The organism is Bacillus sp. FJAT-44742 (assembly GCF_002797315.1).
Classification (GTDB): Bacteria; Bacillota; Bacilli; order Bacillales; family Marinococcaceae; genus Thalassorhabdus; species Thalassorhabdus alkalitolerans.
Genome location: NZ_KZ454936.1, coordinates 3067465 through 3090520, shown reverse-complemented (window position 1 = coordinate 3090520; position 23056 = coordinate 3067465). Strand labels below are relative to the sequence as shown.

Sequence of the window (23056 nt, the reverse complement as noted above, 5' to 3'; positions counted from 1 at the left end):
CGAAATCACAATTAGATTACATTGAGAACCATGATGAGAGCGCTTTATTATTAGAGTATAAGTCAAAGAGAAGTAGGAGGAGCAAAAATGGCTAATACTAATACAGCGCCAGAGCAAAGCGGAACTGGGTTAAAAGCGAAAGTTCAGCGTTTTGGCAGTTATTTAAGCGGCATGATTATGCCGAATATAGGAGCGTTTATTGCATGGGGTCTGATTACGGCTCTCTTTATTGAAACGGGCTGGACACCAAATGAGAATTTAGCAGAACTGGTTGACCCTATGATCATTTATTTGCTTCCGCTTTTGATTGCGTTTACAGGCGGACGTATGGTTTATGATTTGCGTGGAGGAGTCGTTGGAGCCACAGCTACGATGGGTGTTATCGTCGGGGCGGATATCCCAATGTTTATTGGGGCTATGATTATGGGGCCTCTTGGTGGTTACCTCATTAAAAAGATTGACCAGTTTTTTGAAGGGAAAGTCAGATCAGGATTTGAAATGCTGGTCAACAACTTTACCGCAGGATTTCTTGCCTTTGGTTTGGTTCTGGTTGCTTATCAAGGAGTAGGACCGGTTGTTGTTGCCTTGAACCAGGTACTGGCTGCAGGCGTTCGTGTGATCGTTGATGCAGGTCTTCTTCCATTAGCGAGTATTTTTATTGAACCTGCTAAGGTGCTTTTCTTAAACAATGCCATTAACCATGGAATCTTAGGTCCTCTTGGAATGCAGGAGGCTACAGAGACCGGGAAATCGATCTTGTTTATGCTTGAATCAAACCCAGGACCTGGTCTTGGAGTATTGCTTGCCTTTATGCTGTTTGGAAAAGGGGCGGCAAAGATGTCTGCAGGTGGCGCAGGGGTTATTCATTTTTTTGGGGGGATTCATGAAATTTACTTCCCATACATCCTCATGAAGCCAATTCTGATTCTTGCTGTAATTGCTGGTGGCATGAGTGGAGTGTTTACTTTCGGACTGTTTAATGTCGGCCTTGTAGCGGTGCCATCGCCAGGAAGTATCTTTGCATATCTTGCCATGACACCTCAGGGAGATCACCTTGGCATGCTGGCTGGTGTTATTGTTTCCACTGCTGTGTCCTTTGTTGTCGGTGCAATCATTCTTAAAACAGTAAAGGACAAATCAGAAGAAGGGCTTGAAGAGGCAACGTCCAAGATGGAAACAATGAAAGGAAAGAAAAGCAGTGTCTCTGGCAGCCTTGTTGGAGAAGAGCAAATGGAAAAGCAGGCAGCAGACGGTGAAGCAACTGAAGTTCATGCTTCAGACCTGTCTCCTGACAAAATTAACAAAATTATCTTTGCCTGTGATGCCGGCATGGGTTCAAGCGCCATGGGTGCTTCCATACTACGGAACAAAGTGAACAAAGCAGGCCTTGATATCGAAGTTACAAATAAAGCGATTAACCAGATTCCAGATGATGCTGATTTAATCATTACCCATAAAGATTTAACAGATCGTGCACGGGCAAAACAGCCGGACAAGCTGCACATTTCTGTGGACAACTTTATGAATGGTGCAAAATACGATGAAATTGTAAGTGACTTAAAAGAGAACGAGTAACGCGCACCTATAAAGCGGGGTGAAATCATGTATGTATCGGCACGAGAACGTAACATTTTAGAGCTTTTGCTAGCCAGTCAAGATGGGATTACAGTAAAAGGTATCGCCGAGGCATTGAAAGTCAGTACCCGTACCATTCACCGCGATTTACAATCAATTGAAGATATTTTAGCAGAGTATGGCCTTACGTTAGAAAAACAGGCAGGAATTGGAGTGAAGCTTGCAGGACCAGAGGGGAAAATCACTCAGTTACAAAGCTTCATTCACGGGGTGGAACCTGTAGAGTACACTCCGGAGGAGCGGCAGCAGCTGCTCCTCTCCATCCTTTTGCAGGAAGGAGAGCCTGTTAAACTGTATACACTGGCTAAGGAATTAAGTGTCACCATTTCTACGATAAGTAATGATTTAAATAAAATGAATAGCTGGCTTCAGCCTTTGAATTTAAAGATGGTCAGGCGCAGAAGCTATGGCATCGAAATTCAAGGGGATGAAAAACAGAAACGACGAGCTCTCCGCCGTTTGATTACAGAACAAATAGGAGAGGAGAAGCTCCTTTCTTTACTGGAAGCTCACCGCAATAGGGAAATCATACAGGAACAGGCTTCTCACAAGCTTCTTCATCTTTTAGATACAAAGGTTATTCAAGAGGTGCTTACCATCCTTCATGAATTACGTGAGGAAGGGGAGTACATTGCTGATGTATCCTTCACAGGCCTGGTTGTGCACTTGAGTCTGGCTGTTGACCGGATACAAAAAGGGGAAAGTATTGAAAAGAATGAGGCTTATTTAGAAAGAGTCCGGAAAGAAACTGAGTACGACACAGCAGAGAAAATTGTAAAACGGCTGGAAGAGCGGTTAACCATTGAAATACCTGAAGTCGAGATCGGCTATGTAGCTATGCACTTGCTGGGGGCAAAGCAAGGTGACGAGGGCTTGAATCTTCTGAAGGAGGATGCACTGGATCTTACACTGAAAGCAAAAAGATTAATAGAGGAAGTGGAAGCAGAGGTCGGAATGCCCCTTGCAAAGGATACGTCACTGCTTGAAGGACTGGTAAGCCATCTAAAGCCGGCTTTGTTTCGAATCGAACAAGGTATGAAGATTTATAACACTTTGCTTGCGGATATAAAAAAAGGGTACGGACCTTTATTTTCTATCTTGCAGGTGAAAATTGAGAAGGTGTTTCCTGAATATGAAATGCCAGAAGAAGAGATCGGGTATTTGGTCATGCACTTTGGATCTGCAATGGAGAGGGCCAGGAATAAACAGCATATAGAGGCTGTCGTTGTATGTTCCAGTGGAATCGGCACATCAAAGCTGCTATCCACAAGGCTTGAACGAGAGATTCCCGAAATCAGCAAGGTGAGCCACATGTCTGCTTTTGACATCAACCAGGCTGCTATATCATCAGATGCTATTGTTATTTCAACCGTTCCTTTACAATCGATAGATCCTTATTTTCTCGTGAATCCATTTTTGTCAGATAAAGAGGTTGAACGGATCAGGAGTTTTATTAGTAAGAAGGAATGGAAAACAAAGAATAACAATATAGAAAAGAATGATGACCCCAACTCTCATGCTTCCGAAGAAACATGGAACAGAGAGGAAGCCCTGACGGATTTTCAAGGGATTCAGCAGGTAAGCAGTCTCATTAACTCCTTGTTAGAGACGTTTGAGTTTAATGAAGTGCCAGCCAATGAAACCGTGCTTGAGATTGTGAAGCATATAAGCAGCCACCAGGAAGACAAAGGATGGGTGAAAGATAAGGATTCGATTACAGAAGCCTTGCTGGATAGAGAGAAAAAAGGCGGCCTTGCCATTCCCGGGACAAGTCTCGCTTTATTTCACACCCGTTCAGAGGATGTAATGAGACCTTCCTTTACCGTCCATCCAATGAAACATCCGGTCATTCTCAGGGGGATGGACAACAAGGATACGGAAGTCACCCGTATTCTCCTCATGCTTGCTCCTGAAAACTGGAGCTCAGAAGGTATTGAGTTAATGAGTTATATCAGCGCATTAATAATTGAAGACGAATCCTCAATTGAAATATTTGAGAATGGAAATGAACAAACACTGTTTTCTTTTTTAGAAAAAAAGCTTAAAGCGTATTTAATGGAAAAATTACAATAATAAGGAGTGGAGAAACCATGGCAAAACAAGTATTAACGGAAGAGAATATCATTATTGGAGAGAATGTTTCATCAAAGGAGGATGCCATTAAGCGCGTTGGCGGACTGCTTAAGGATAATGGGTATGTGAATGATGAGTATGTAAATAAAATGTTTGAAAGAGAAGAAGTGACATCCACGTATATGGGGAACTTTCTTGCCATCCCCCATGGTACGGAAGAAGGAAAAAAAGAAGTATTGGAATCCGGTATTACGATCCTTCTGCTAGAAGAGCCTATTGAGTGGGATGGCAACGATGTGAAGCTGGTAATTGGAATTGCAGGGAAAGGTGATGAGCACCTTAACATCCTTTCAAACATTGCTATAACTTGCTCTGAGGAAGATACCCTTCAGGAAATCTTATCTGCAACAACAAAGGAAGAGCTGATGAACCACTTTGGAGAGGTACAGTAACATGCTGGCTGTCCATTTTGGTGCAGGAAATATTGGAAGAGGCTTCGTTGGGGAAGTATTAAATAACAATGGGTACAAGATTTGTTTTGTTGACGTGCAGCAATCGTTAATTGATGAAATCAATGAAAAAAAAAGCTATCAAATTAAACTAGCCCAGGAAAAAGAAGAAAGTATCGAAATTAACGACGTGTACGCCCTTAACAGCCAGGAAAATAAAGCAGAAGTTGTTGATACCATTGCCAGGGCTGACCTGGTTACAGTATCGGTGGGGGTGTCGATCCTTCCCTTTATTGCACCGGTTCTGGCTGCAGGGCTGGAACAGAGGGCTAAGGCAGAAGGCGGTCCTCTCCACGTCATTGCATGTGAAAATGCCGTTGGGGCCAGCACGACTCTTAAGCATGCGGTAAAAGAAGAATTATCAGAAAGCAGCTGGGCTGGAATTTCTGAGATGACAGGTTTTCCCGATGCCGCAGTGGATCGCATTGTTCCTAACCAAAGAACAGACGGCTCTCTTGATGTGAAAGTAGAACCATTTTTTGAATGGATTGTGGAACAGCAAGGAATGGTAAAGGAAGAGAACCTTACAGGTATAAAGTATGTAAAAGATCTCACGCCTTATATTGAAAGAAAACTTTTTACTGTAAATACAGGACACGCCTGTATTGCTTACCTTGGTTTTATCAATGGACAAGCATCCGTGGCGGAAGCTCTTGCTGATGAAAGCATCCGTGCCCACGTAGAGGGAGCTTTAAAAGAAACAGGCCGACTGTTAGAGGAAAAGTACCAATTTAGCAATGAAGAAATGGAACTCTATCATAAGAAAATTATTGAGCGTTTTGAAAACACACACCTTTCTGATCCAGTAGAAAGAGTGGGGAGAAATCCGTTAAGGAAACTGAAAAGCACCGACCGCTTAATCAGCCCGCTCTACCAGCTCCATCAACGGGAGATAGAAGCGCCTCATCTCATTAAAGTAGCAGCTGCTGCCTTCTTGTTTGACGTTCAAGAAGACGAAGAGAGTGTGAAGCTTCAAGAAATGGTGGATGAACTAGGGATAGAGAAAACGATTCAACAGGTTACTGACCTGCCTGAGGATCTAGTAAGTAAAATTGAAAAAGAATACATGATCTTAAAAAGCCGGTGATCGATCGGCTTTTTTGCAGATTTTTGATTCAAAATTTTATTTTGGGTCATAAATAAAAGAATATAAAAATTTTCCATTTTTTAATTGAATGCCTATAATATTTGCTATAAGATGGTTAAAAAGACTCAGGGAAAGCCGATATAGAAAATAACATAGTAAGGATGGAGGGATACGGCAGTGCACACTATTTCTGACGAATGTTTAGTAGATGCGTTGCAAAAAGCGGTTACGTTTAACCTGGAAATGAATTTTATCTGTTTATTGAAAAAAGAGATAGAACGACGTGGAATAGTGTTAGACAAAGAACTTCTGGAGCAGATAAAAGCCAGGAAGAAGCTTGAAAGAGCTTCCTGAACCGGCTTCTACATAAGATGGGACAAAAAACGATGCCTTGCAGGCATCGTTTTGTTTTACCAAGTTTACAGCATCTTTGGAAGACGCTCTCTTAATTTATGAAGGGCGTTTCGTCGCCATGTTTTTACTGTTGTCGAAGACACACCATGCATAGCTGCTATGTCTCTAATTGAGTAGCCATGGATTACATAAGCTTTAACCCACGTTTTTTCCCGGTCTGACAACATGGAAATGTAGGGCTCGATGGAGGCTTCTTCCCCTCCCGGCTCCAGACTGTGGGGATCAATCATATCAAGCTCTCTTTCTTCCCCTGTTACGGTATGCTTCTCGGCAAACCTTGCTTCTTTCCTTAACAGCATTAGCATTTCTCCTCTTACGTATGAAAAGGCCAGGGAGGAAAAGGTGCCTTTGTCAGCATCAAAAGAGTGATAAGCCTTCCATAAAGCAATTTTTCCTACATGAATAAATTCCTCTTGATTCTTATAAATCCGAAGCCTCTTTATCATGTTGTGTAAGAGGGGAGTGTACTGATCTACAATCACTTCAAAGGACTCTATCGTTTTATCATTCTCCATTTGTAATTCCTTTTTGGAACGGCGCGCCTTCCTGTAATTCCAATTGGTACATTCACTTTAATAGAATGAGCAGCAGAGGACATCTTGCCATAATTTAATAACTTACGAGTGTTTCCTTTCTTATAATCTATAATCTAGTAAAAAATAAAAGCAAAAAAACTCATTTATGATAGTTTCTAGGTGGCCGTCTTGTGCATAGGCTGGGGTAGGGAAAGAAAAGTCGAAAAAACAGGGAATTTCCCGGGAAATAGGACTACAGTCCATACTTTACTTTCCTAAATTTTAAAAGGTTAAAATCGTTAAAAGACGGGGAAGAAGAAGAAGGAAGAGGTACAAAGGAGTTTAAGAAAGCTCCCCTTAAAAGGTAATGAATTTGTAACATTATTTGGTTTTAGAAACTATTTAAACGGGGCATATAAAGATTACCTATTGGAGTGGCAATATATACTAGGAGGAATATACATGAATATTCTATTAACATCAGGAGCAAGACGTATAGATTTTGTAGAATTTTTTCAGCAGGCATTAAAAGAGTCAGGAACATTAGGGAATGTGATCGTAGCCGATCCTGACGATAACGCACCTTCTTTGCAAGTGGCTGATCTTGCATATGTGATCCCTACACAAACTGACGATAATTATATGGATGCAATTTACAATATTTGTGAGGAACACGATATTGATGTATTAATTCCTCTGAACGATCTTGAGGTTCCAAAGATCTCAGAAAATAAGAAAAAGCTTGAGGAAAAAGGGATTACCGTGATTTGTTCAGATCCGGATGTAGTCCTGCAAATAAGAGATAAAGCGTATTACCGAGAGCTGTTAGGAAAATTTGGAGTAAAAGCTCCCCTTACGTATATGAAAGTGGAGGAAGCAAAGGAAGCGGTAGAAAATGGTGAAGTGGAATTTCCCCTCATCGTGAAGCCAAGAAATGGATCTGCTTCCATTGGAATTGAAATTGTGAACACAATAGAAGACTTGGATTCAGCATACAAGCTGGCTATTCAGAAGGTTAAAGAGTCACCGCTGGATGATGCGACGGCAGAAAAAGCAGAGGATAATATCATTATTCAGGACGTTGTCGATGGAGAAAAATACAGCCTGGATATTGTAAATGACCTGGATGGCAACTATTTAACAGCATTTGCAAGAAAACAGCTGGCAATGAGAGCTGGAGATGTTGATCGTACGCTCGTAACAGATGAAGATGAAGTGTTAAATCTGGGAAGAGCGATCGGGAACAACTTAAAGCATGTGGGTTACCTTAATACAGATGTCTTCTATGATGGAAAAGACTACTACGTCATCGACATGAATCCTCGTTTTGGAGGCGGATATTCATTTTCACACGCCGCCGGAGCCAATATTCCGGCAGCATTTGTTGCCCTGGGAACAGGAAAAAAACTGAAAAGTGAATGGTTGAATTCAACACCGAACATGGAACTTGCAAGGCATGATGCAGTAGTGGAAATTCGCAAAGAACAAATTCGGGACGCATCCAGAGGTTCTTCCAAAGCGAAGTAGACAAAGATGATTTCTCTTTGGTAAAAGCGCGAGACGGGGGACAGATGAGACATGCCCGACGTATATGAATGGGTGTCGCCCTAGCATTTTAGTGGCAAGCGAGGAACGAGAATCTACCACTAAATGTAACAAAGCCTTTCTTTAAAACTAGTAAAAGAATCTGCTAGTTTAATAGAGAAAACAGCTCTTTTTAGAGCTTTTAAATAAATGGCCTCTGGGTATTTTATCCAGGGGCCTTTATAATGAAAGTAAGGTTAGTAGAAAGAGGGACGAGAACATGAGAGGAATTTCAAATCCAGTATTAAACCACAAAGTATTTGCTCAACATACAGGCGGTCAGGCAATGACCATCACAGGGACGATAAATAAGACGTTCTTCTTTCTTATTTTAGTCACGATATCAGCGTTTTACGTCTGGCAGCTTTATGCCGCCGGGGAAAACATTCAGCCATACATGGTGATAGGGCTTTTAGGCGCTCTGATTTTAGGGCTGGTTGCCAGCTTTAAGCCTGCTACTGTACCTTTCACCGGACCGCTTTATGCCTTGCTGAAAGGAATGTTGATAGGAGGATTGTCCGCCAGACTGGAACATGAATTTGGCGGAATTGTGATTCAGGCGGCCGCGGGAACCATTGCTGTTTTCTTTGCGATGCTGATTCTTTACCGGCTTCGATTAATCAAAGCGACAAAGAGATTTCGATCTGTGGTACTTACGGCAACTGCAGGCATTTTTCTTCTCTATCTTATCCATATCATTTTGCGTTTTTTTGATTTGGGAGTTCCTGTCATTAGAGACGCTACTCCTCTGGGAATTATTTTCAGCTTATTTGTCATCGTGATTGCAGCATTAAATTTAATCATAGATTTTGACTTTATCGAAAAAGGAGTACAAAGAAGATCCTCTAAAAAGATGGAATGGTACGGGGCTTTTGGCCTGACTGTTACACTGATCTGGCTCTATATTGAAATTTTGAGGCTTTTGGCTAAAATCAGGAGAATGAAAAACTGAGTTTACCCCAAGGGAGGAAGCGGGTAAGAAAGAAAAATAAGAACAAAAATGCGAATATAATATGGTAAAAGTACAAATTTTTTGAAAAGTGATTGTTTTAAAAGACAAATATTGCTATATTTTTATACGTCTAACGTAAGTAAAGGATGGTGCACATGGCAAAGTCTAAGCTTGATCAGGAGTCACTGCTTAAGATCATGGAGTACATATACGAACAGGAAAATGCAGAAAAGAATGAAGTGGAGCTGACAAAAGAAATCGCAGACAAATTGAAACCTTACTATGCAGCAACGTGAGCCTTGTAGAAGGCTCTTTTTTATGGTGAGTTCAGGGAGGGAAAATTTTGTCGTAATTCCTGTACTCTGGAAAAAACTAAGTATATAATAACAGAAGATGACTTATATATAGGAGTTTTCGATCATGAAGTTGTTTTCTTTATTATTTTTCACAGTCGTTTGTCTTGGTATTATTATAGCTGGAAACATTCATTATGATAATAAAGTAGCTTCCAGCGTTCAACCAGAAACCGAATCTGACCAAGGGCAAACGGAACAAGACCTTACAGATAACGTAGAAAGTGTGAGTGCGGGCGAAGGAGAAGGCGTGACAGCTGGTGAGGAGAGTGCTTTACGATACAGCCCGGCAGAGGCAGCAAGTGAACCATTTGCCACCATGATGGAAGAAGCCCTCGGGGATGGAAGAGATCTGCGAATCGTTGTAGCGGGTTCCAACGCAGTCCTCGCTGAAGAAGAAGCGGATAAAGGCTGGCCGCAGATCGTCGAAGAGCAGCTGAGGGAGATGTATTCTACCAGTCAGATAGAAATCGAGGTCGTTTCTTTTGACCAGAAAAGTACGTTTGAAGTAATAGAAAGTGACGGAGACGAGAAACTTGCCGAACTGGCTCCGGATGTTCTTTTATTTGAACCTTTAATTTTGAATGATAATGCAAGAGTAAGCATAGACGATACTCTCTTTAATATTAATAGAATCTTACAGACAGTCAAAAGCTCTAATGACGAAGTGGCTGCTTATATTGTTCCTACCAATCCCATACATCAAGCAGGCTACTACTTAACTCAAATTGAGAAATTAGAAGATTTCGCGGAAGAGGAAGAATGGCCATATATTGACCATTGGGAAAATTGGCCTGATGTAGAGAATGACGATATCTTAACGTATTTGCAAGAATCTGTTCCGAGCCAGGACGGACACGATGCCTGGGCTGAAGCCGTTGTATCCGAATTGACAGGAAGATAATCGAAACCCCGCACCATTGGAAAGTGGTACGGGGTTTTTTAGAGTGCTATTTCAGTCATTTCCAAACGTCTCTGTCACTCCGAAATAGTTTGTATCTCCACTATAATCATTTATCACAATATCAAGGTCGTGGAAGATGCGATGCACCATTCTTAGTTCTTCTGCATTATTGTCTTCGATGGCGGAAGTGATATGAGAGTCTGCTGTTTTAAAATCTTCTTTTAAGGAATCAGTAGCAATTGGCAGAAGTCTGTCTTGTATTTTTTCCTGCTGTTCTTCAAGAGAAGAAGTCGCCTCCTCCATTGATAGACTATCTAATCCGCCGTACCCTGTTAGTTCATTCCAGTATGTATGCTGTCTTGCGATTTCCTCTTTAATTTCTGATTCAATTTCCTCAGAAGTTCTTTCCTCAGAATCATCTGTTTCTTCTTCTACCAGATCGCTCATTTCCTGCTCGCTAATAGCCCCTGCATCCTGGGCCTCGCTTAAAGTTGTTTCGCTGCTGTCTTCAAAGGACCCTGCCAGAAAGGAGTAGGACCCCCAACCGCCTGCTATTAACACTCCTAAAACAATGACTATAATAATTGCTTTTTTTTTCATGGTACCATCCTTTTCCATTATTGGGTCTGTTAGGCTTATGTACTATGATAAAAGTTATAAAGAAGTCTGTAAAGACAAGAGGGAAAAGCTGATATTTTATATGCACCAGTATAAAGTGTAGGATAAAGGGAAGAACCGTGTAGACGGGAAGGAAGTAACTATGAGACTAGGATGTACGATTGGTGTATTACTGACCTTTTTGTTTTTTGTATATTTAACAATTATCGCTTTGCTGCCAAGAAGTATTTTGACTGATCTGCTTTTATACGAAGATGAGCCAGTGAAGAGTGACGTCATTATAGTGTTAAGCGGGGATCAGGATAGATTAGAAAAAGCAGAACACTTATATAGCGAGGGGTACGGGGAAAAAGTGCTAATTTCGAATGCTCTCGATGGCAGTATGACACCTGAAGCAGCAAGGGAGTTTGGGATTGCTGCTGAGGATATTATCGTCGAGGATGAGGCAGGCAGCACTTATGAAAATGCCGAGTACACAAAAGAAATAGTTGAAGAAAAAGGATTTTCATCTGCCATGGTTGTTACCAGTGATTATCATATGAGAAGAACAAAAGTAGTGTTTGACCGTGTATACGGAGATACAGGCGTAAGATTAACTTATGTGCCCTATTACCATGAGTATGAAGATTGGAGCAAAAGGGATAATGAGTTGGCCTGGGAGTATTATAAATGGATAGGAAGCTTAGTTGCCGTTTGGTAAGTTGTGCTGCTGACGAGGAAAAATCGATGTCTATTTGCTATACTTGTACTATGGAAAAGAGCCACATTGCATCAAAGGAGGGTGTTTTGCGTGAGAAGTCAGTTTGGCTGGGGAATGGTTTTAGTCATTGGGGGCTTTATTGCTACCATGGTGTCTACCTTCATTGAAGGAAAGTATTAATAGAGACAGGAAAAAGTCTGGAAGCATATGCTTTCAGACTTTCTTTAATGAGGAGGGGTTTAGAGGGGATGGCCTCCTTTCATATTCTGAAAAACAGAGGGGCGAAGGAAAGGAAGTGCCCTGGGAACGAGGAAGGGTGAACAGAGGAGTGTAGAAGGAAAAATAAATAAGTAGAAAGAATATTGTTCACTAAAATGAACAGAGGAGAAAGAGCGCGTTAGGAATTAGATAAACAAGGGAATCTATAGATTTATAGAGAGGGGTTCTTCTGATGGAGCTTTCTCATGAGGAAGGGGAGGAACATGATTGACGGTTGTATTGCCTGGATTTAGCTTGAGAAACCGTACTTGATCTGTAATGACCTCAATGACAAAGACAGTCCGCTGGTCTTTGTTTTCATAGGTTCTGCTTCGGATTCTTCCGCTTACACCGACAAGTGCACCTTTGTGACAATAAAGAGCAGTATTTTCGGCCTGCTTTCTCCATACAGTACAAGGGACAAAGTCAGCATCAAAATCCCCTTCACCGTTTCGGAAAGTACGCTGAACCGCAAGAGTGAAATTACATACAGCAGTACCTTCTTTCGTATAAGCAAGTTCCGGGTCCTTTGTCAGGCGTCCTACAAGAGTCACTTGGTTAAACAATTAAAATTCCTCCTTTGGTGTTAAGGTTTCACGGTTCATAAACAAAGAATAGTTTTCCTGACTAGGCTGGGGGAAGGCATCTAGTGTGCGTGTAAAGGTGAGGAACGGGTGCTGGGGATGCAAGTAGGCCGGAGTTTCTGCATAGTCCCTGCCGCTGCTCCATCTGTACTCTGCGACAGTTCCCGTAAGGCCCGCTTCTACCGGATTTCGGTGAATATATTTGCTCACCTGGAAAAAGTGTGCCTGATCCCGGATAGGATCGGAATAGTAACGCTTTTCAAAAACGTGGCCTTCTTTCTTATACCGGTGATTGTAATACTTTGCATAGTTGGTCTGGAGCTGGTGCATCGATTTAGATAAAGGGGTTTGGTTAGTCTCAAGGAGAAGATGAAGGTGATTTGGAAGCAGACAATACGCGTGGAGTAAAAAGTGGTGGCTGTCTTTTAAGAGGGATAGATTTAAGAGGTACCGCTTGTAATCGTGGGAGTCGTGAAATAAGGTTCCGCGCCTATTCCCTCGTGCAGTGATATGATACATCATACCCGGAGACCAAACTCTAAGGCGCCTTGGCATATATGCTTTCAACCCTCCTTTCGCGGGAATGAGTCAAATATACCATGAATAAAGTTGTGAAAATATTACATTGCTGTAACATTTCCTGGCGGTGCCTGGCACCCCTGAAAGGGGAAATGGCAGAAAACTAGTAAGAACAGGGGTTACATAAATGATTAGATTACAAAACGGTTACATTCTGTTGGGGTGCCAGGCACCGTAGAAAAGAGAGGGGGACTAGTACATGATTGAGTGGCTTGTGAAAAAGAAAAAGATTACGTTGTTGTTCTTTTCGATGCTGTTTATCGTGGGGGTGCTGTCGTTTTTTCAGCTGCCTCAACGTGAAATCCCTGAAATTGAACCTCAAGTTGCCCAGGTGAGTGTGATTTATCCAGGGGCTTCTGCTGAGCAGGTGGAAGCGAATATAACCGACCTGATTGAAGAGGAGCTTATGGCGGTTCAGGAACTTGCGGAGGTCACTTCGGTTTCCAGTCCGGGATTTTCTTCAATCTCCCTTGAGCTGGAGGAGGGAGTCAATGAGGACAGGGCCTGGAATAACATTCGCCAGCTGGTAAATGATGCTGCGGCTGAATTTCCCGAAGGAGCAGAGACACCAATTTTTGACAACGATTTAAGTGTGCAGGGATTAGCTACATACCAGATTACCTTGGAAAATGAAGAGATTTTACCTGAAGTTGATGAGGTGCTTGACCGGTGGAGAAGTGATTTTGTTCAAATACCGGAAATCTCGGATATGGGTGTCCAGGGGGCACTTGAAGAAGAAATGCGAATCGTTCTGGACCTGGAAGCCCTTGAAGAGAATGATATGTCAGCTTCTCAGATCATGGGAGCAATCTCCGGAGAAACATCACCAACTCCTCCAGGAGAGTGGGAGGCAGATGGAGAAACTCAGAGGATTACTCTGGATACCTACGAAACGGCTGAGGATCTGGAAGGTCTTCCTGTAGGAGCAGATGAAGAAGGGGAGCCCCTTCTCATCAGTGATGTAGGCGAAATTACAGAGACATATCAGCCGGTGGAAGAACTCGTGTATTATGAGGGCGAGCCGGCATTATCTCTCACTTTTTATCTTGCTGAAGGAACGAGTGTCCCCCAAGCTCAAAGCGCTCTTGATCCCTATGTTGAAGAAATGATTGCTGAATTACCGGATGGTGCAGAAGTGGAATTGCTGTATACCCAGGCTGACTTGGTATCAGAGCTTTTCCAGGAGCTTGCCATCGCGTTTCTATTAGCCGTAGCTGCTGTGTTGATCGTTTGTTCATTAGGGCTAAACATTTCAACCGCACTGTCGGTGGCATTAGCAATCCCGGTTTCTTTAAGTTTAGGGATGATTGCATTACCTTTTATAGATGTTGGGCTTAACCAGATTTCTTTAATAGCTTTTATTATTTCCTTAGGGATTCTCGTAGACGATGCCATCGTGGTAAATGAAAACATAGAAAGGCGGCTGCGGATAGGGGAGGATCCTTTTACCGCTTCGATTAAAGGTGTCCGTCAGGTAGCTGTTTCCGTATTGACATCTACGTTGACCGTCGTGTTTACGTTTATGCCTTTGCTGCTGCTTCCAGGCTCAGCGGGAGCTTTTATTCGTCCGCTGCCTGCAGTATTAATTGCTACCATTATCGCCTCAACACTTGTTGCTTTGTTTCTCATTCCCATTTACAGGTCAGTCAGGGAAAAAAGAGTGAACAAAAAGCAAAAGAAAAAAGGAACAGAAAGAAAAGAAAGAAAAGCTCCCGGGCTGGCTGGCGGTCTTATTGATAAAGCCGCAAGGGGCTATGGGAATAAGTTTCTTACTCGCGTGGTAAAAAGACCAGGACTGACAGCAATCATAGGCTTAGGAATAGGAACAGCTGCCTATGGTTTGATTCCTTTTATACCTCTGGAATTTTTCCCGGATACTGACAGGGAGGAAATCTTTATTGAAACGTCTCTCGAGCCGGGGACATTGATTGATGAAACGGAAGATATGGCTGACGAAATTGAAGCCTGGTTATATGAACAGGAAGAAGTACGGTCTGTGTCTACGTATATCGGAGCGGAAATCCCTCGTATATTTGGAGCAGACGGCGGAGGGGGAAGCGCGGAGCAAAACGATGGAAACTTTCTGGTATTTATCCATGGAGACGGTCCCCCATCCCGTGAAGTGATGAATGCCTGGAATGACGACTTTATTGAAGAGTTTCCAGAGCTTGAAAGAGCAAACCTTTCGATTATTGAGTCAGGTCCTCCGGTAGGCGCACCGATTGCCATTGAAATCAGCGGGGAAGACATGGATGTTCTTTTTGACATGGCAGAAAGTGTAGAGGAGTTGCTGGAGGCCGAAGACGGAGTAGGCGGCGTAGAAGTGGATGCCGGCCGCAATTTATCAGGAGTTTCCTTCTCACCGGATCGGGAAGCTCTTGAGGAATACGGAATAGGAAGTGATGAAATCAGCCAGCAGTTAAGGCTGCTTGGAGAAGGGATGCCTCTAGGGCAGCTTCAGCAGGGAAACCGGCTTCTGGATATGAGAATGGTCTATGATACAGAAGGAAGTGTCGAGACGGAGGATTTAGAAAGAGTATTCGTTTCAGGAGGCATGGCGCAAGGAGCAGGTATGCCAGGAGCACAGGAAGAGGAAGGTGGTCCTGGAGGCCCTGGAGATGAGGAAATTCCTGAGGAAGCCGGCGTGGAAGAAGCCGATATGGGGACCACCCTAGATCAGCTCGTGACATGGGAGGAAGGGACCAGTATCGAAGCAATCCCTCATCAAGATATGGTCCGGACAGTAACCGTAAGAGCTTATCCTGGGGAACGTGATGTCGATGAGGTTGTAGCCGATCTTGAAGGTGAGATTGCAGCTGTTGAAGCTAGTGTAGACGGCTATGACATTAACGTTGGCGGGGAAACAGAAGCAAGAACTGATGTCTTTATTGATATCGGGCAGATCTTCGTCATCGTTGTCTTTTTAATCTTAATCATTATTGCCGTTCAATTTTATTCGTTGGTGATGCCTTTCTTAGTACTCAGCGCAGTTTATCTTGCTATCTCAGGAACATTAATTGGGTTGTTCCTTACCCAGACAGGACTTGGATTTATGTCTATGATGGGTGCGGTGAGTTTGGCTGGAATTGTGGTACGAAACGGCATAGTTATGATTGAGTTTTTCGAACAGCGGCGTAACGAAGGGAAAGACTTGATCGAAGCGGTCGTTGAAGTGGGAGAAGAGCGGTTTAGGCCCATCGTGTTAACCAGCTTAACCTCCATAGGAGGGCTTTTGCCGATAGCTCTTGGAGATAACCCATTGTTTCAACCACTCGGAGTCGCCATTGTATCAGGGCTTATCTTCTCGACAGTGTTAACGCTTCTCATCGTGCCGGCATTATATGTGCTGCAGGCAAGATGGAAACAGCGAAGAGCTGAGAAAAAGGGAAGAATTCAGGCACAAAGCTAGAGCTAGATTACAAACATGTTACAACTGAGAATGGTGCCAGGCACCGTTATGAGAGTGGGGGGCGAATGTCCCTCACTTTTTTTCGTGGAGATATTTTTTGTCAGGTATGTTTACTAACTCGTTGATAGGATTTGAAGAAACGTAGTAAAGTGACTAGTACATAAAATTTTCTAAGGGCTAGGGACAGAAGGCGGAAGTTGTAAAAAAAGCTGCCTTTTTGTAAAAGGAAGAGTATGAGATTTTAAGTCTGAATATTCTGTTTTTATAAAGGAGGTATTTATGCAAATAAACAAAGGCAGGCTTAAGGGGACATTTGAGGAGTTAAGCAAGATTGGAAAGGTGGAGGAAACAGGGGTGTGCCGACCTGCCTTATCCTCCCTTGATAAAGAAGCTTCTTTATTGGTGGCAGGCTGGATGGAAGAGGCCGGAATGAGTACACGGTTTGACCACTTTGGAAACCTGATTGGCCGTTTTGACGGAATGAACCCGGACGCACCTATTTTAATGGTCGGTTCTCATATTGACTCTCAGCCTAACGGAGGACGGTTTGACGGAACGGCCGGGGTTCTTTCTGCCTTAGAAGCGGTGGCTGTAATGAGTGAAACAGGAGTGAAACCATACAGGCCTATTGAAGTTGTTGCGTTTTCTGATGAAGAAGGATGGCGTTTCAACAAAGGGCTATTCGGCTCTCGAGGGATTATTGGCGAACTGGAAGAAGGGGAGCTTGCGAGAAAGGACAAAGATGGAATCACCAGAGAGGAAGCTTTACGGGCGTATGGCTGTCAACCTGAGAGATTTGCAGAATCTGAATATGATAGGAAACAAATTCATTCATTTTTAGAGCTTCATATCGAACAAGGACCGGTTTTAGAAGAAAAAGGAATGCCTGTTGGGGTGGTAAAAGGTATTTCGGGACCACTCTGGGCGACCCTAAAGCTGAAGGGAACAGCAGGACACGCTGGTTCTGTTCCGATGAAGCTTCGCCAGGATGCGCTGGCTGGGGCTGCCGAAGTCATAACGGCACTGAATACGATTGTTCAAGACGATCCTGACCAGGTAACAGTTGGAACTGTCGGATCTCTGGAGGTCTCACCTAACTCGAGGAACGTCATTGCAGATGAGGTCGTTCTTACCATTGATTTACGCGATATTGACAAGGCACAGCGAGGTAAATGTGAGGAAAAGCTGAGGAGGAGAATTGAGGAAATCTGTGAAAAACACAACCTTACTTATGAATTAAGGGAGGATTTTAAAAATGAACCGAGTTATTGCTCAGATTGGATTAAAGAAATTATTCATGAAGCATGCAAGACAACAATGGGTACCGATGCCCCGGAAGTAATGAGCGGGCCATTTCACGATGCACTCACAATGTCTAAGGTATGTGATTACGGCATGATATTTGTCCGCTGTAAGAAAGGAATCAGCCATAACCCGGCGGAATTTGCTTCTTATGATGACTTGGCTGCAGGGACAGAAGTCTTGTATCAATCTATGATCCAGATGGCTAAGAAGGAAGTGAAAGGAGAAGACCTGGTTAAGCAGTAAGCTTAAAACATATTATTCTATTCAAATAAAATGTTATGAAAGAACAGAGGATAGTTTACTCTGGAAAAAATATCTTTCTGTAAGGCTCTGTTAAAAGTTGGTGGATTTTTTATAATAAAATGAATTTCCAAATTTATGGAAGTTCATTTTATTATATTCCTTATCGAAATAACGGACCCGTTAGTGTAATAAAACCAGGAACATTCTCACCCTATAACAAGTTGGGTTATAACTCCAATGGCAAAAAACATAGCTGTAGCAATAAATATATAGCCCATCCAATCTTTTTTATTTTCTTTCACTTCTTCAATTCCATTTAGCAAAAACATCACCGACAAAAAGAGAAAAATTACAAATGTCGGTACTGGGATTTCTTCAATTAAAAAATGGTAGATAGCACCACTCAAGACTATAAATGCAATAATAATATTCACTATTCTCAGTAACTTCAAGTTCTCAACCCCTTTATGGTGATATGAATATTATTCAAATTTTTCGAATTTTTACTTCGACAAAAAAAGCCTGCTTACATTAGTAGCTGGCTATCTTCATCACCTCGTTCATCAGTGTTTCTTCTTAATTATTTACCGTGACGCAAACTCTTTGAAACGAAAGAAATATTGCTATTTACCATTCACACCCGTTAGCATAACAAGATTTTATACTTTGATTACGTAACTTATTCATTATTAGAGGTATTTCCTTCAAATCCTCCCCTATGAAACCTGCTTTACCGTCACCCCAGTGAAATAGCGTGAGTCTAGGATCCAGGGTGAGTAAGCAAAGGCCATGCCGGTGGCATAGAAGACAGCGTGTAAAGCATATTTGGATGTTAGTCCAAGGGAGCCACTTTTTAAAATGGAACAATGAAGAAAAGGACCTACCATAGAGTGTAGGTCCTTTTCTTCATTTCCTAGGAAATATTGTCGAATGTAAAAATAGAGAAGGAAATTTCTACCCTATGCCGAAACATCTTCTTCAAGGTATATTTTATCACCTTGAGTAATGGCAGCCTGACCATTAGTCAGGTTTGTCATCCAGCCTTCAAATTGTTCGGACTCGCTAACTGGTACATAAGTGTTGATTTGAACCATTTCGCCATAGTCAATATTCTTAAGAAGGTAGGAAGATTGGTGAAGTTCGTTTTCTACTTTGCCAAGCCATGTATAGTCAACGGTTGTATTGTACTCTTGCATTAGCTTTCGTTCAACGACCCCAGTGGCATTTACCCCTTCAGTAGTGGCGTTTCCGTAGGCACGAATTAAGCCTCCTGCACCAAGTTTGATACCTCCAAAATAGCGTGTGACCACAACGACGGTATCTTTCAATTGGCGTTTCTTTAATACTTCCAGTATAGGCACTCCAGCTGTTCCACTTGGTTCACCATCATCATTTGCTTTTTGGATCTGGTCGTGTTCACCTATCATGTAGGCAGAGCAGTTATGGGTAGCGTTCCAATGCTCTTTTTTAATTTTATTAATAAAATCCTGGGCTTCTTCCTCTGTCTCTGCTCTTTGCACGAAGGCAATAAATCTTGACTTTTGTATGACTATTTCCTTCTCTCCGGATGGTTTGACTGTATAATATGAAGTGAGCATGAAAGACCCTCTTTCTCTCCTAGAATTCAATGTAATTATCCTATAATGTAAGCGTAAAAAATGAAATACCTCTGACATGTTTCCCTGTTTTATGACAGAGCCTGTCATAGTATTGACGTATAATTATGTAATTTCTTGAGAGTTCTCCTTTTTATAGGATAGGTCTACAACCATGTGATAAAATAATCATACTGGATCAGGAGAGTGTGTCAAACGATCTGATTCGTAATTAGGTTGGTGAATACTTGGTGTCAAATAATAATAATCTTGATTTAGTTATTGAGAAGGTATTAAATACAGTAAGTCAAAGTAAAGAACAGATATTTGAAATCAATGAATGCTCTCGGCACGAATATGAATCTCTTGCTAAAGAATTGCAAGATGTGAGAAAAAAAGTAGGACACATTATAGAGGAAACCGATAAGACAGAAGTCCAGGCTCGTCTAAGCCGGAATCGCTTGGCTGAGGTAAGCAAGCAATTCCAACAGTTCTCTAGCGAAGAAGTTCGTTCGGCTTATGAACAAGCTAACGAATATCAGGTGAACTTAGCTGTTCTTCAACAAAAAGAAAAACAATTGCGTAAGCGAAGGGATCAAATTGAGCTTCGGTTAACGCACCTGAGAGAGACAATGGATCGGGCTGAAACTCTTGTTGGGCAAGTGTCTGTTGTATATAACTTTCTTACTGGTGACCTGAAAGAAATGGGAGAATTAGTGGAAGACGCTAAGGAAAAGCAGAAATTTGGCTTAAAGATTATCGAAGCCCAGGAAAAAGAGCGTAAAAGAGTGGCCAGGGAAATCCATGATGGTCCCGCTCAAATGATTGCAAACGTTCTGCTTCGATCTGATCTCGTTGAAAGAGTATACAATGATCAAGGAATAGAAGCAGCTTTAGCTGAAATCAGAGACCTTAAAGGTATGATCAAGAGCAGCCTGTCAGAAGTCAGACGCATTATTTATGATCTGCGTCCAATGGCACTGGATGACTTAGGTCTCATCCCTACTTTAAACAAATACTTGAAAACATTTGAAGAACATTCGGGCATGAACATTACGTTTATGCATTTTGGGAAGGAAATCAGGCTGTCACCTAATTTGGAAGTCGGTTTATTCCGGCTCGTACAGGAAGCCGTTCAAAATGCATACAAGCATGCTGAACCTACTGAAGTAAAAGTGAAAGTGGAAGTAAAAGCCACTGATATTTCTATTGTAGTAAAAGACGATGGCAAAGGCTTTGACAAAAGCGCCAAAACTGAAAATTCCTTTGGGATTATGGGAATGAAAGAGAGAATTAATGTCCTGAAAGGGAGAATGTCTATTGACTCCGCACCTAACAAAGGGACCACAGTCATGATTAAGGTACCTAATCATTACAAAGTCGAGCAGGAGTAACAGGCATTTTAGCGACTACTCACTCTAGTTAACTTATAAAACCAGGGCAGGCATAGATTTTAATTTTTAGCTGGTAAAGGGATACGAGTTCCGATTGTAAGAGGATAAAGCCAGCTGTTACGCTTGCTTATCAACCGAAAACCTTTGTAAGAAACATTGGTGATTTATCAATAGATAAAACTACTTCAATTGTAACTACTAATATAGAACATTCAACATACTGATCAATCACAATTGTAATATTTTGAAAGGATGAGGTTTATGCAGGAACGGGTAGTAGAAAAGATTAAATTGTTACTAATAGATGACCATCAACTTTTTCGTGAAGGGGTAAAGCGAATTCTGGCTATGGAACCAGGATTTGAAATCGTAGCAGAAGGCGATGACGGCCAGTATGCGGTTGAACTGGTCGAGAAACATGAACCAGATGTTGTGTTGATGGACATTAATATGCCGGGTGTGAATGGTGTCGAAGCAACGAAAAACCTGGTTAATCAGTATCCTAATATCAAGGTTCTCATCCTTTCAATCCACGATGACGAGTCCTACGTAACCCATGTGTTGAAGACGGGAGCAGCAGGCTATTTATTAAAAGAAATGGATGCAGAAGCGCTAATAGAAGCAGTGAAAGTAGTAGGGGCTGGAGGAGCGTACATTCATCCAAAAGTCACTCATAACCTTATCAACGAATATCGACGCCTTGCTACTGGCGGCGAGGGCGGTGAAGAGGAAGGAGAAGTGGGCTTTAAGGAAGTTGAGTACCGGAAGCCCCTTCATATTCTAACGCGTCGTGAGTGTGAGGTTCTCCAGCTTATGACTGACGGCTACAGTAACCGAATGATTGGAGAAGCTCTCTACATCAGTGAGAAGACAGTTAAGAACCATGTCAGCAACATATTACAGAAAATGAATGTAAATGACCGGACTCAAGCCGTCGTAGAATCGATCAAAAAAGGCTGGGTAAAAGTAAGATAAGCATAGAAAAAGTGCAAAGGAACAATCCCTTGCACTTTTTTTGATTTCGTTTTTGGAAAGGGGTGCCTGGCACCAAAAAAGGCAGAATATAAGAAATCCTTTCCTATCAGGGGTTAGAGCTGAAATAAGGTTACAGTCCTGTTACAGCGGAGTAGGGTGCCAGGCACCGGACAGGGGGAGCGAAAGAGAAATCCTTTCCTACCAGGGGATAGGGATGAAGAAGAGTTACAGTTCTGTTACAACGGGAAACGGTGCCAGGCACCGTAGTGAGGTGCCGCAGCAGCGCAGTAGTGAGGTGAAGAGGAAAAGCGTTGACGTGCCTTGCTCCGAGGGAATCTTACCTTGCAGAAACGGTCAAGAAAAACTATCATTAAAGAGAGAACAGAGGTTTTAACGAAAATAAAAGAAAAAGCGGGGATAACCTATGCCGAATATTGCGGTCGTAACAGACAGTACAGCCTATTTAAGCCAGGAAACATTGGATAAATACGGCATTACCGTAGTGCCGCTTAGTGTGGTTTTTGGTGAAGAGGCGTACGAAGAAGAAATCGATATAACGACTGATGAATTTTATAAGAAAATGAGTGAAAGTGAAGAGCTGCCTACGACGTCACAGCCAGTAATGGGGACGTTTTTAGAAACGTTCGAAAAGCTTGGAGAGAACCATGATGCGATCATTTCCATCCATCTTTCCAGCGGGATCAGCGGCACGTATTCCACAGCTGTAACTGTGGGCGAAACGGTTGAAGAAGTGGATGTGCATTGTTTTGATTCAGAGGTTAGCTGTGCCCCACAAGGCTATTATGTTATTGAAGCAGCAAAAATGGCCCAGGATGGGCACTCTGTGGATGACATTATGACTCGGTTATCTGAAATGAGAGAAAGCATGCGTGCTTATTTTGTCGTAGATAACTTAAATCATCTCCACCGTGGAGGCCGATTAAACGGCGCGCAAGCAATTGTTGGAAGTCTTTTGAAAATTAAGCCTGTTCTTCACTTTGAAGATAAGCTGATTGTCCCTTTTGAAAAAGTCAGAACAGCTAAAAAAGCCGTGAACCGAGTATATGAGCTCCTAGATGAAGATGCAGCAAAAGGAGAGCCAATCCGCGCTACAGTGATTCATGCCCAAAGGCCGGAAAAAGCTGAGGAAATCAGAAATCATTTGGACCAAAAGTATGATAACCTTGAAATAGATATCAGTTATTTCGGGCCTGTTATTGGTACCCATCTTGGGGAAGGCAGTATTGGAATCGGCTGGTATAAACAGAAAGACTAATTAACATTTTACCCTCGAAGCTGTCTGCTTTCCTTCAAAAGAGGCAGCTTTATTTTATCCTCGAATCCCCCCTACATTAAAAATCTTCAATAAG

21 protein-coding genes are annotated in these 23056 nt (G+C 42.3%); 15 read left to right on the top strand and 6 right to left on the bottom strand.

The window, feature by feature from the left end; genetic code table 11:
* Nucleotides 1–87: 87 nt before the first annotated feature.
* The 5 genes from CEF17_RS15240 (at nt 88) to sda (ending at nt 5658) form a co-directional block, all read left to right on the top strand.
* Entirely contained in the window at nt 88–1575 is a 1488-nt protein-coding gene (locus CEF17_RS15240; protein WP_100400282.1) for a PTS mannitol transporter subunit IIBC, read from the top strand.
* A 27-nt stretch (nt 1576–1602) separates the two neighbouring features.
* Nucleotides 1603–3708 carry a BglG family transcription antiterminator gene (locus tag CEF17_RS15235; protein WP_100400281.1) on the top strand — a complete coding sequence of 702 codons (2106 nt, stop codon included), beginning with the start codon at nt 1603–1605 and terminating at the stop codon, nt 3706–3708.
* 17 nt (nt 3709–3725) lie between these two features.
* Entirely contained in the window at nt 3726–4160 is a 435-nt protein-coding gene (locus CEF17_RS15230) for a PTS mannitol transporter subunit IIA (RefSeq protein WP_100400280.1), read from the top strand.
* Complete coding sequence (locus CEF17_RS15225) at nt 4144–5304, top strand: mannitol-1-phosphate 5-dehydrogenase (RefSeq protein ID WP_232725527.1); 1161 nt, start codon at nt 4144–4146, stop codon at nt 5302–5304. The genes CEF17_RS15230 and CEF17_RS15225 overlap by 17 nt, the downstream gene beginning before the upstream one ends.
* A gap of 177 nt (nt 5305–5481) precedes the next feature.
* Complete coding sequence (gene sda, locus CEF17_RS15220; RefSeq protein ID WP_100400278.1) at nt 5482–5658, top strand: sporulation histidine kinase inhibitor Sda; 177 nt, start codon at nt 5482–5484, stop codon at nt 5656–5658.
* Nucleotides 5659–5723: 65 nt separating this feature from the next.
* Here the strand turns inward: sda and CEF17_RS15215 are convergent, their stop codons facing one another.
* On the bottom strand, nt 5724–6233 hold the full coding sequence (locus CEF17_RS15215) for a sigma-70 family RNA polymerase sigma factor (protein ID WP_100400277.1): 510 nt from the start codon (nt 6231–6233) through the stop codon (nt 5724–5726).
* Nucleotides 6234–6695: 462 nt separating this feature from the next.
* Here CEF17_RS15215 and CEF17_RS15210 point away from each other — a divergent pair, with 462 nt between their 5' ends.
* The 4 genes from CEF17_RS15210 to CEF17_RS15200 all read left to right on the top strand — a co-directional run bounded on the left by CEF17_RS15210 (nt 6696) and on the right by CEF17_RS15200 (nt 10026).
* Nucleotides 6696–7760 (top strand): ATP-grasp domain-containing protein, encoded by a 1065-nt coding sequence (locus CEF17_RS15210; RefSeq protein ID WP_100400276.1) that lies wholly within the window; start codon nt 6696–6698, stop codon nt 7758–7760.
* A gap of 277 nt (nt 7761–8037) precedes the next feature.
* Complete coding sequence (locus tag CEF17_RS15205) at nt 8038–8769, top strand: Bax inhibitor-1/YccA family protein (protein ID WP_100400275.1); 732 nt, start codon at nt 8038–8040, stop codon at nt 8767–8769.
* Between the two features lie 155 nt (nt 8770–8924).
* The gene (locus tag CEF17_RS20120) at nt 8925–9065 is read left to right on the top strand and encodes a hypothetical protein (RefSeq protein WP_157843058.1); all 141 of its coding nucleotides are present in this window, start codon (nt 8925–8927) and stop codon (nt 9063–9065) included.
* A 124-nt stretch (nt 9066–9189) separates the two neighbouring features.
* A complete protein-coding gene (locus CEF17_RS15200) occupies nt 9190–10026 on the top strand; it encodes an SGNH/GDSL hydrolase family protein (RefSeq protein WP_100400274.1) in 837 nt (278 codons plus the stop codon).
* A gap of 51 nt (nt 10027–10077) precedes the next feature.
* On the opposite strand, the gene CEF17_RS15195 is transcribed toward CEF17_RS15200, so the two are convergent.
* A complete protein-coding gene (locus tag CEF17_RS15195) occupies nt 10078–10626 on the bottom strand; it encodes a flagellar basal body-associated FliL family protein (protein ID WP_100400273.1) in 549 nt (182 codons plus the stop codon).
* A gap of 160 nt (nt 10627–10786) precedes the next feature.
* On the opposite strand from CEF17_RS15195, the gene CEF17_RS15190 reads away from it, so the two are divergent.
* A complete protein-coding gene (locus CEF17_RS15190) occupies nt 10787–11344 on the top strand; it encodes a YdcF family protein (protein WP_100400272.1) in 558 nt (185 codons plus the stop codon).
* Between the two features lie 422 nt (nt 11345–11766).
* On the opposite strand, the gene CEF17_RS15185 is transcribed toward CEF17_RS15190, so the two are convergent.
* Entirely contained in the window at nt 11767–12168 is a 402-nt protein-coding gene (locus CEF17_RS15185) for a single-stranded DNA-binding protein (RefSeq protein WP_054636886.1), read from the bottom strand.
* Nucleotides 12169–12753, bottom strand: coding sequence for an REP-associated tyrosine transposase (locus tag CEF17_RS15180; protein WP_198508987.1), 585 nt, complete (start codon nt 12751–12753; stop codon nt 12169–12171).
* Nucleotides 12754–12964: 211 nt separating this feature from the next.
* Between CEF17_RS15180 and CEF17_RS15175 the strand changes: the two genes are divergently transcribed.
* Together CEF17_RS15175 and CEF17_RS15170 are read left to right on the top strand one after the other, a co-directional pair.
* Complete coding sequence (locus CEF17_RS15175; protein ID WP_100400270.1) at nt 12965–16174, top strand: efflux RND transporter permease subunit; 3210 nt, start codon at nt 12965–12967, stop codon at nt 16172–16174.
* Between the two features lie 279 nt (nt 16175–16453).
* Nucleotides 16454–17722 (top strand): M20 family metallo-hydrolase, encoded by a 1269-nt coding sequence (locus CEF17_RS15170; RefSeq protein WP_100400269.1) that lies wholly within the window; start codon nt 16454–16456, stop codon nt 17720–17722.
* Between the two features lie 206 nt (nt 17723–17928).
* Here the strand turns inward: CEF17_RS15170 and CEF17_RS15165 are convergent, their stop codons facing one another.
* Nucleotides 17929–18156: a DUF3953 domain-containing protein gene (locus CEF17_RS15165; RefSeq protein WP_198508986.1), complete on the bottom strand. Its 228-nt coding sequence runs from the start codon at nt 18154–18156 to the stop codon at nt 17929–17931.
* A gap of 525 nt (nt 18157–18681) precedes the next feature.
* Nucleotides 18682–19320, bottom strand: coding sequence for a YigZ family protein (locus CEF17_RS15160; RefSeq protein WP_100400267.1), 639 nt, complete (start codon nt 19318–19320; stop codon nt 18682–18684).
* A 248-nt stretch (nt 19321–19568) separates the two neighbouring features.
* On the opposite strand from CEF17_RS15160, the gene CEF17_RS15155 reads away from it, so the two are divergent.
* From CEF17_RS15155 to CEF17_RS15145, 3 genes are all read left to right on the top strand, one after another.
* Entirely contained in the window at nt 19569–20711 is a 1143-nt protein-coding gene (locus CEF17_RS15155; RefSeq protein WP_100400266.1) for a sensor histidine kinase, read from the top strand.
* A 261-nt stretch (nt 20712–20972) separates the two neighbouring features.
* Entirely contained in the window at nt 20973–21686 is a 714-nt protein-coding gene (locus tag CEF17_RS15150) for a response regulator (RefSeq protein ID WP_100400265.1), read from the top strand.
* Between the two features lie 424 nt (nt 21687–22110).
* The gene (locus tag CEF17_RS15145; RefSeq protein WP_100400264.1) at nt 22111–22962 is read left to right on the top strand and encodes a DegV family protein; all 852 of its coding nucleotides are present in this window, start codon (nt 22111–22113) and stop codon (nt 22960–22962) included.
* Nucleotides 22963–23056: the final 94 nt, after the last annotated feature.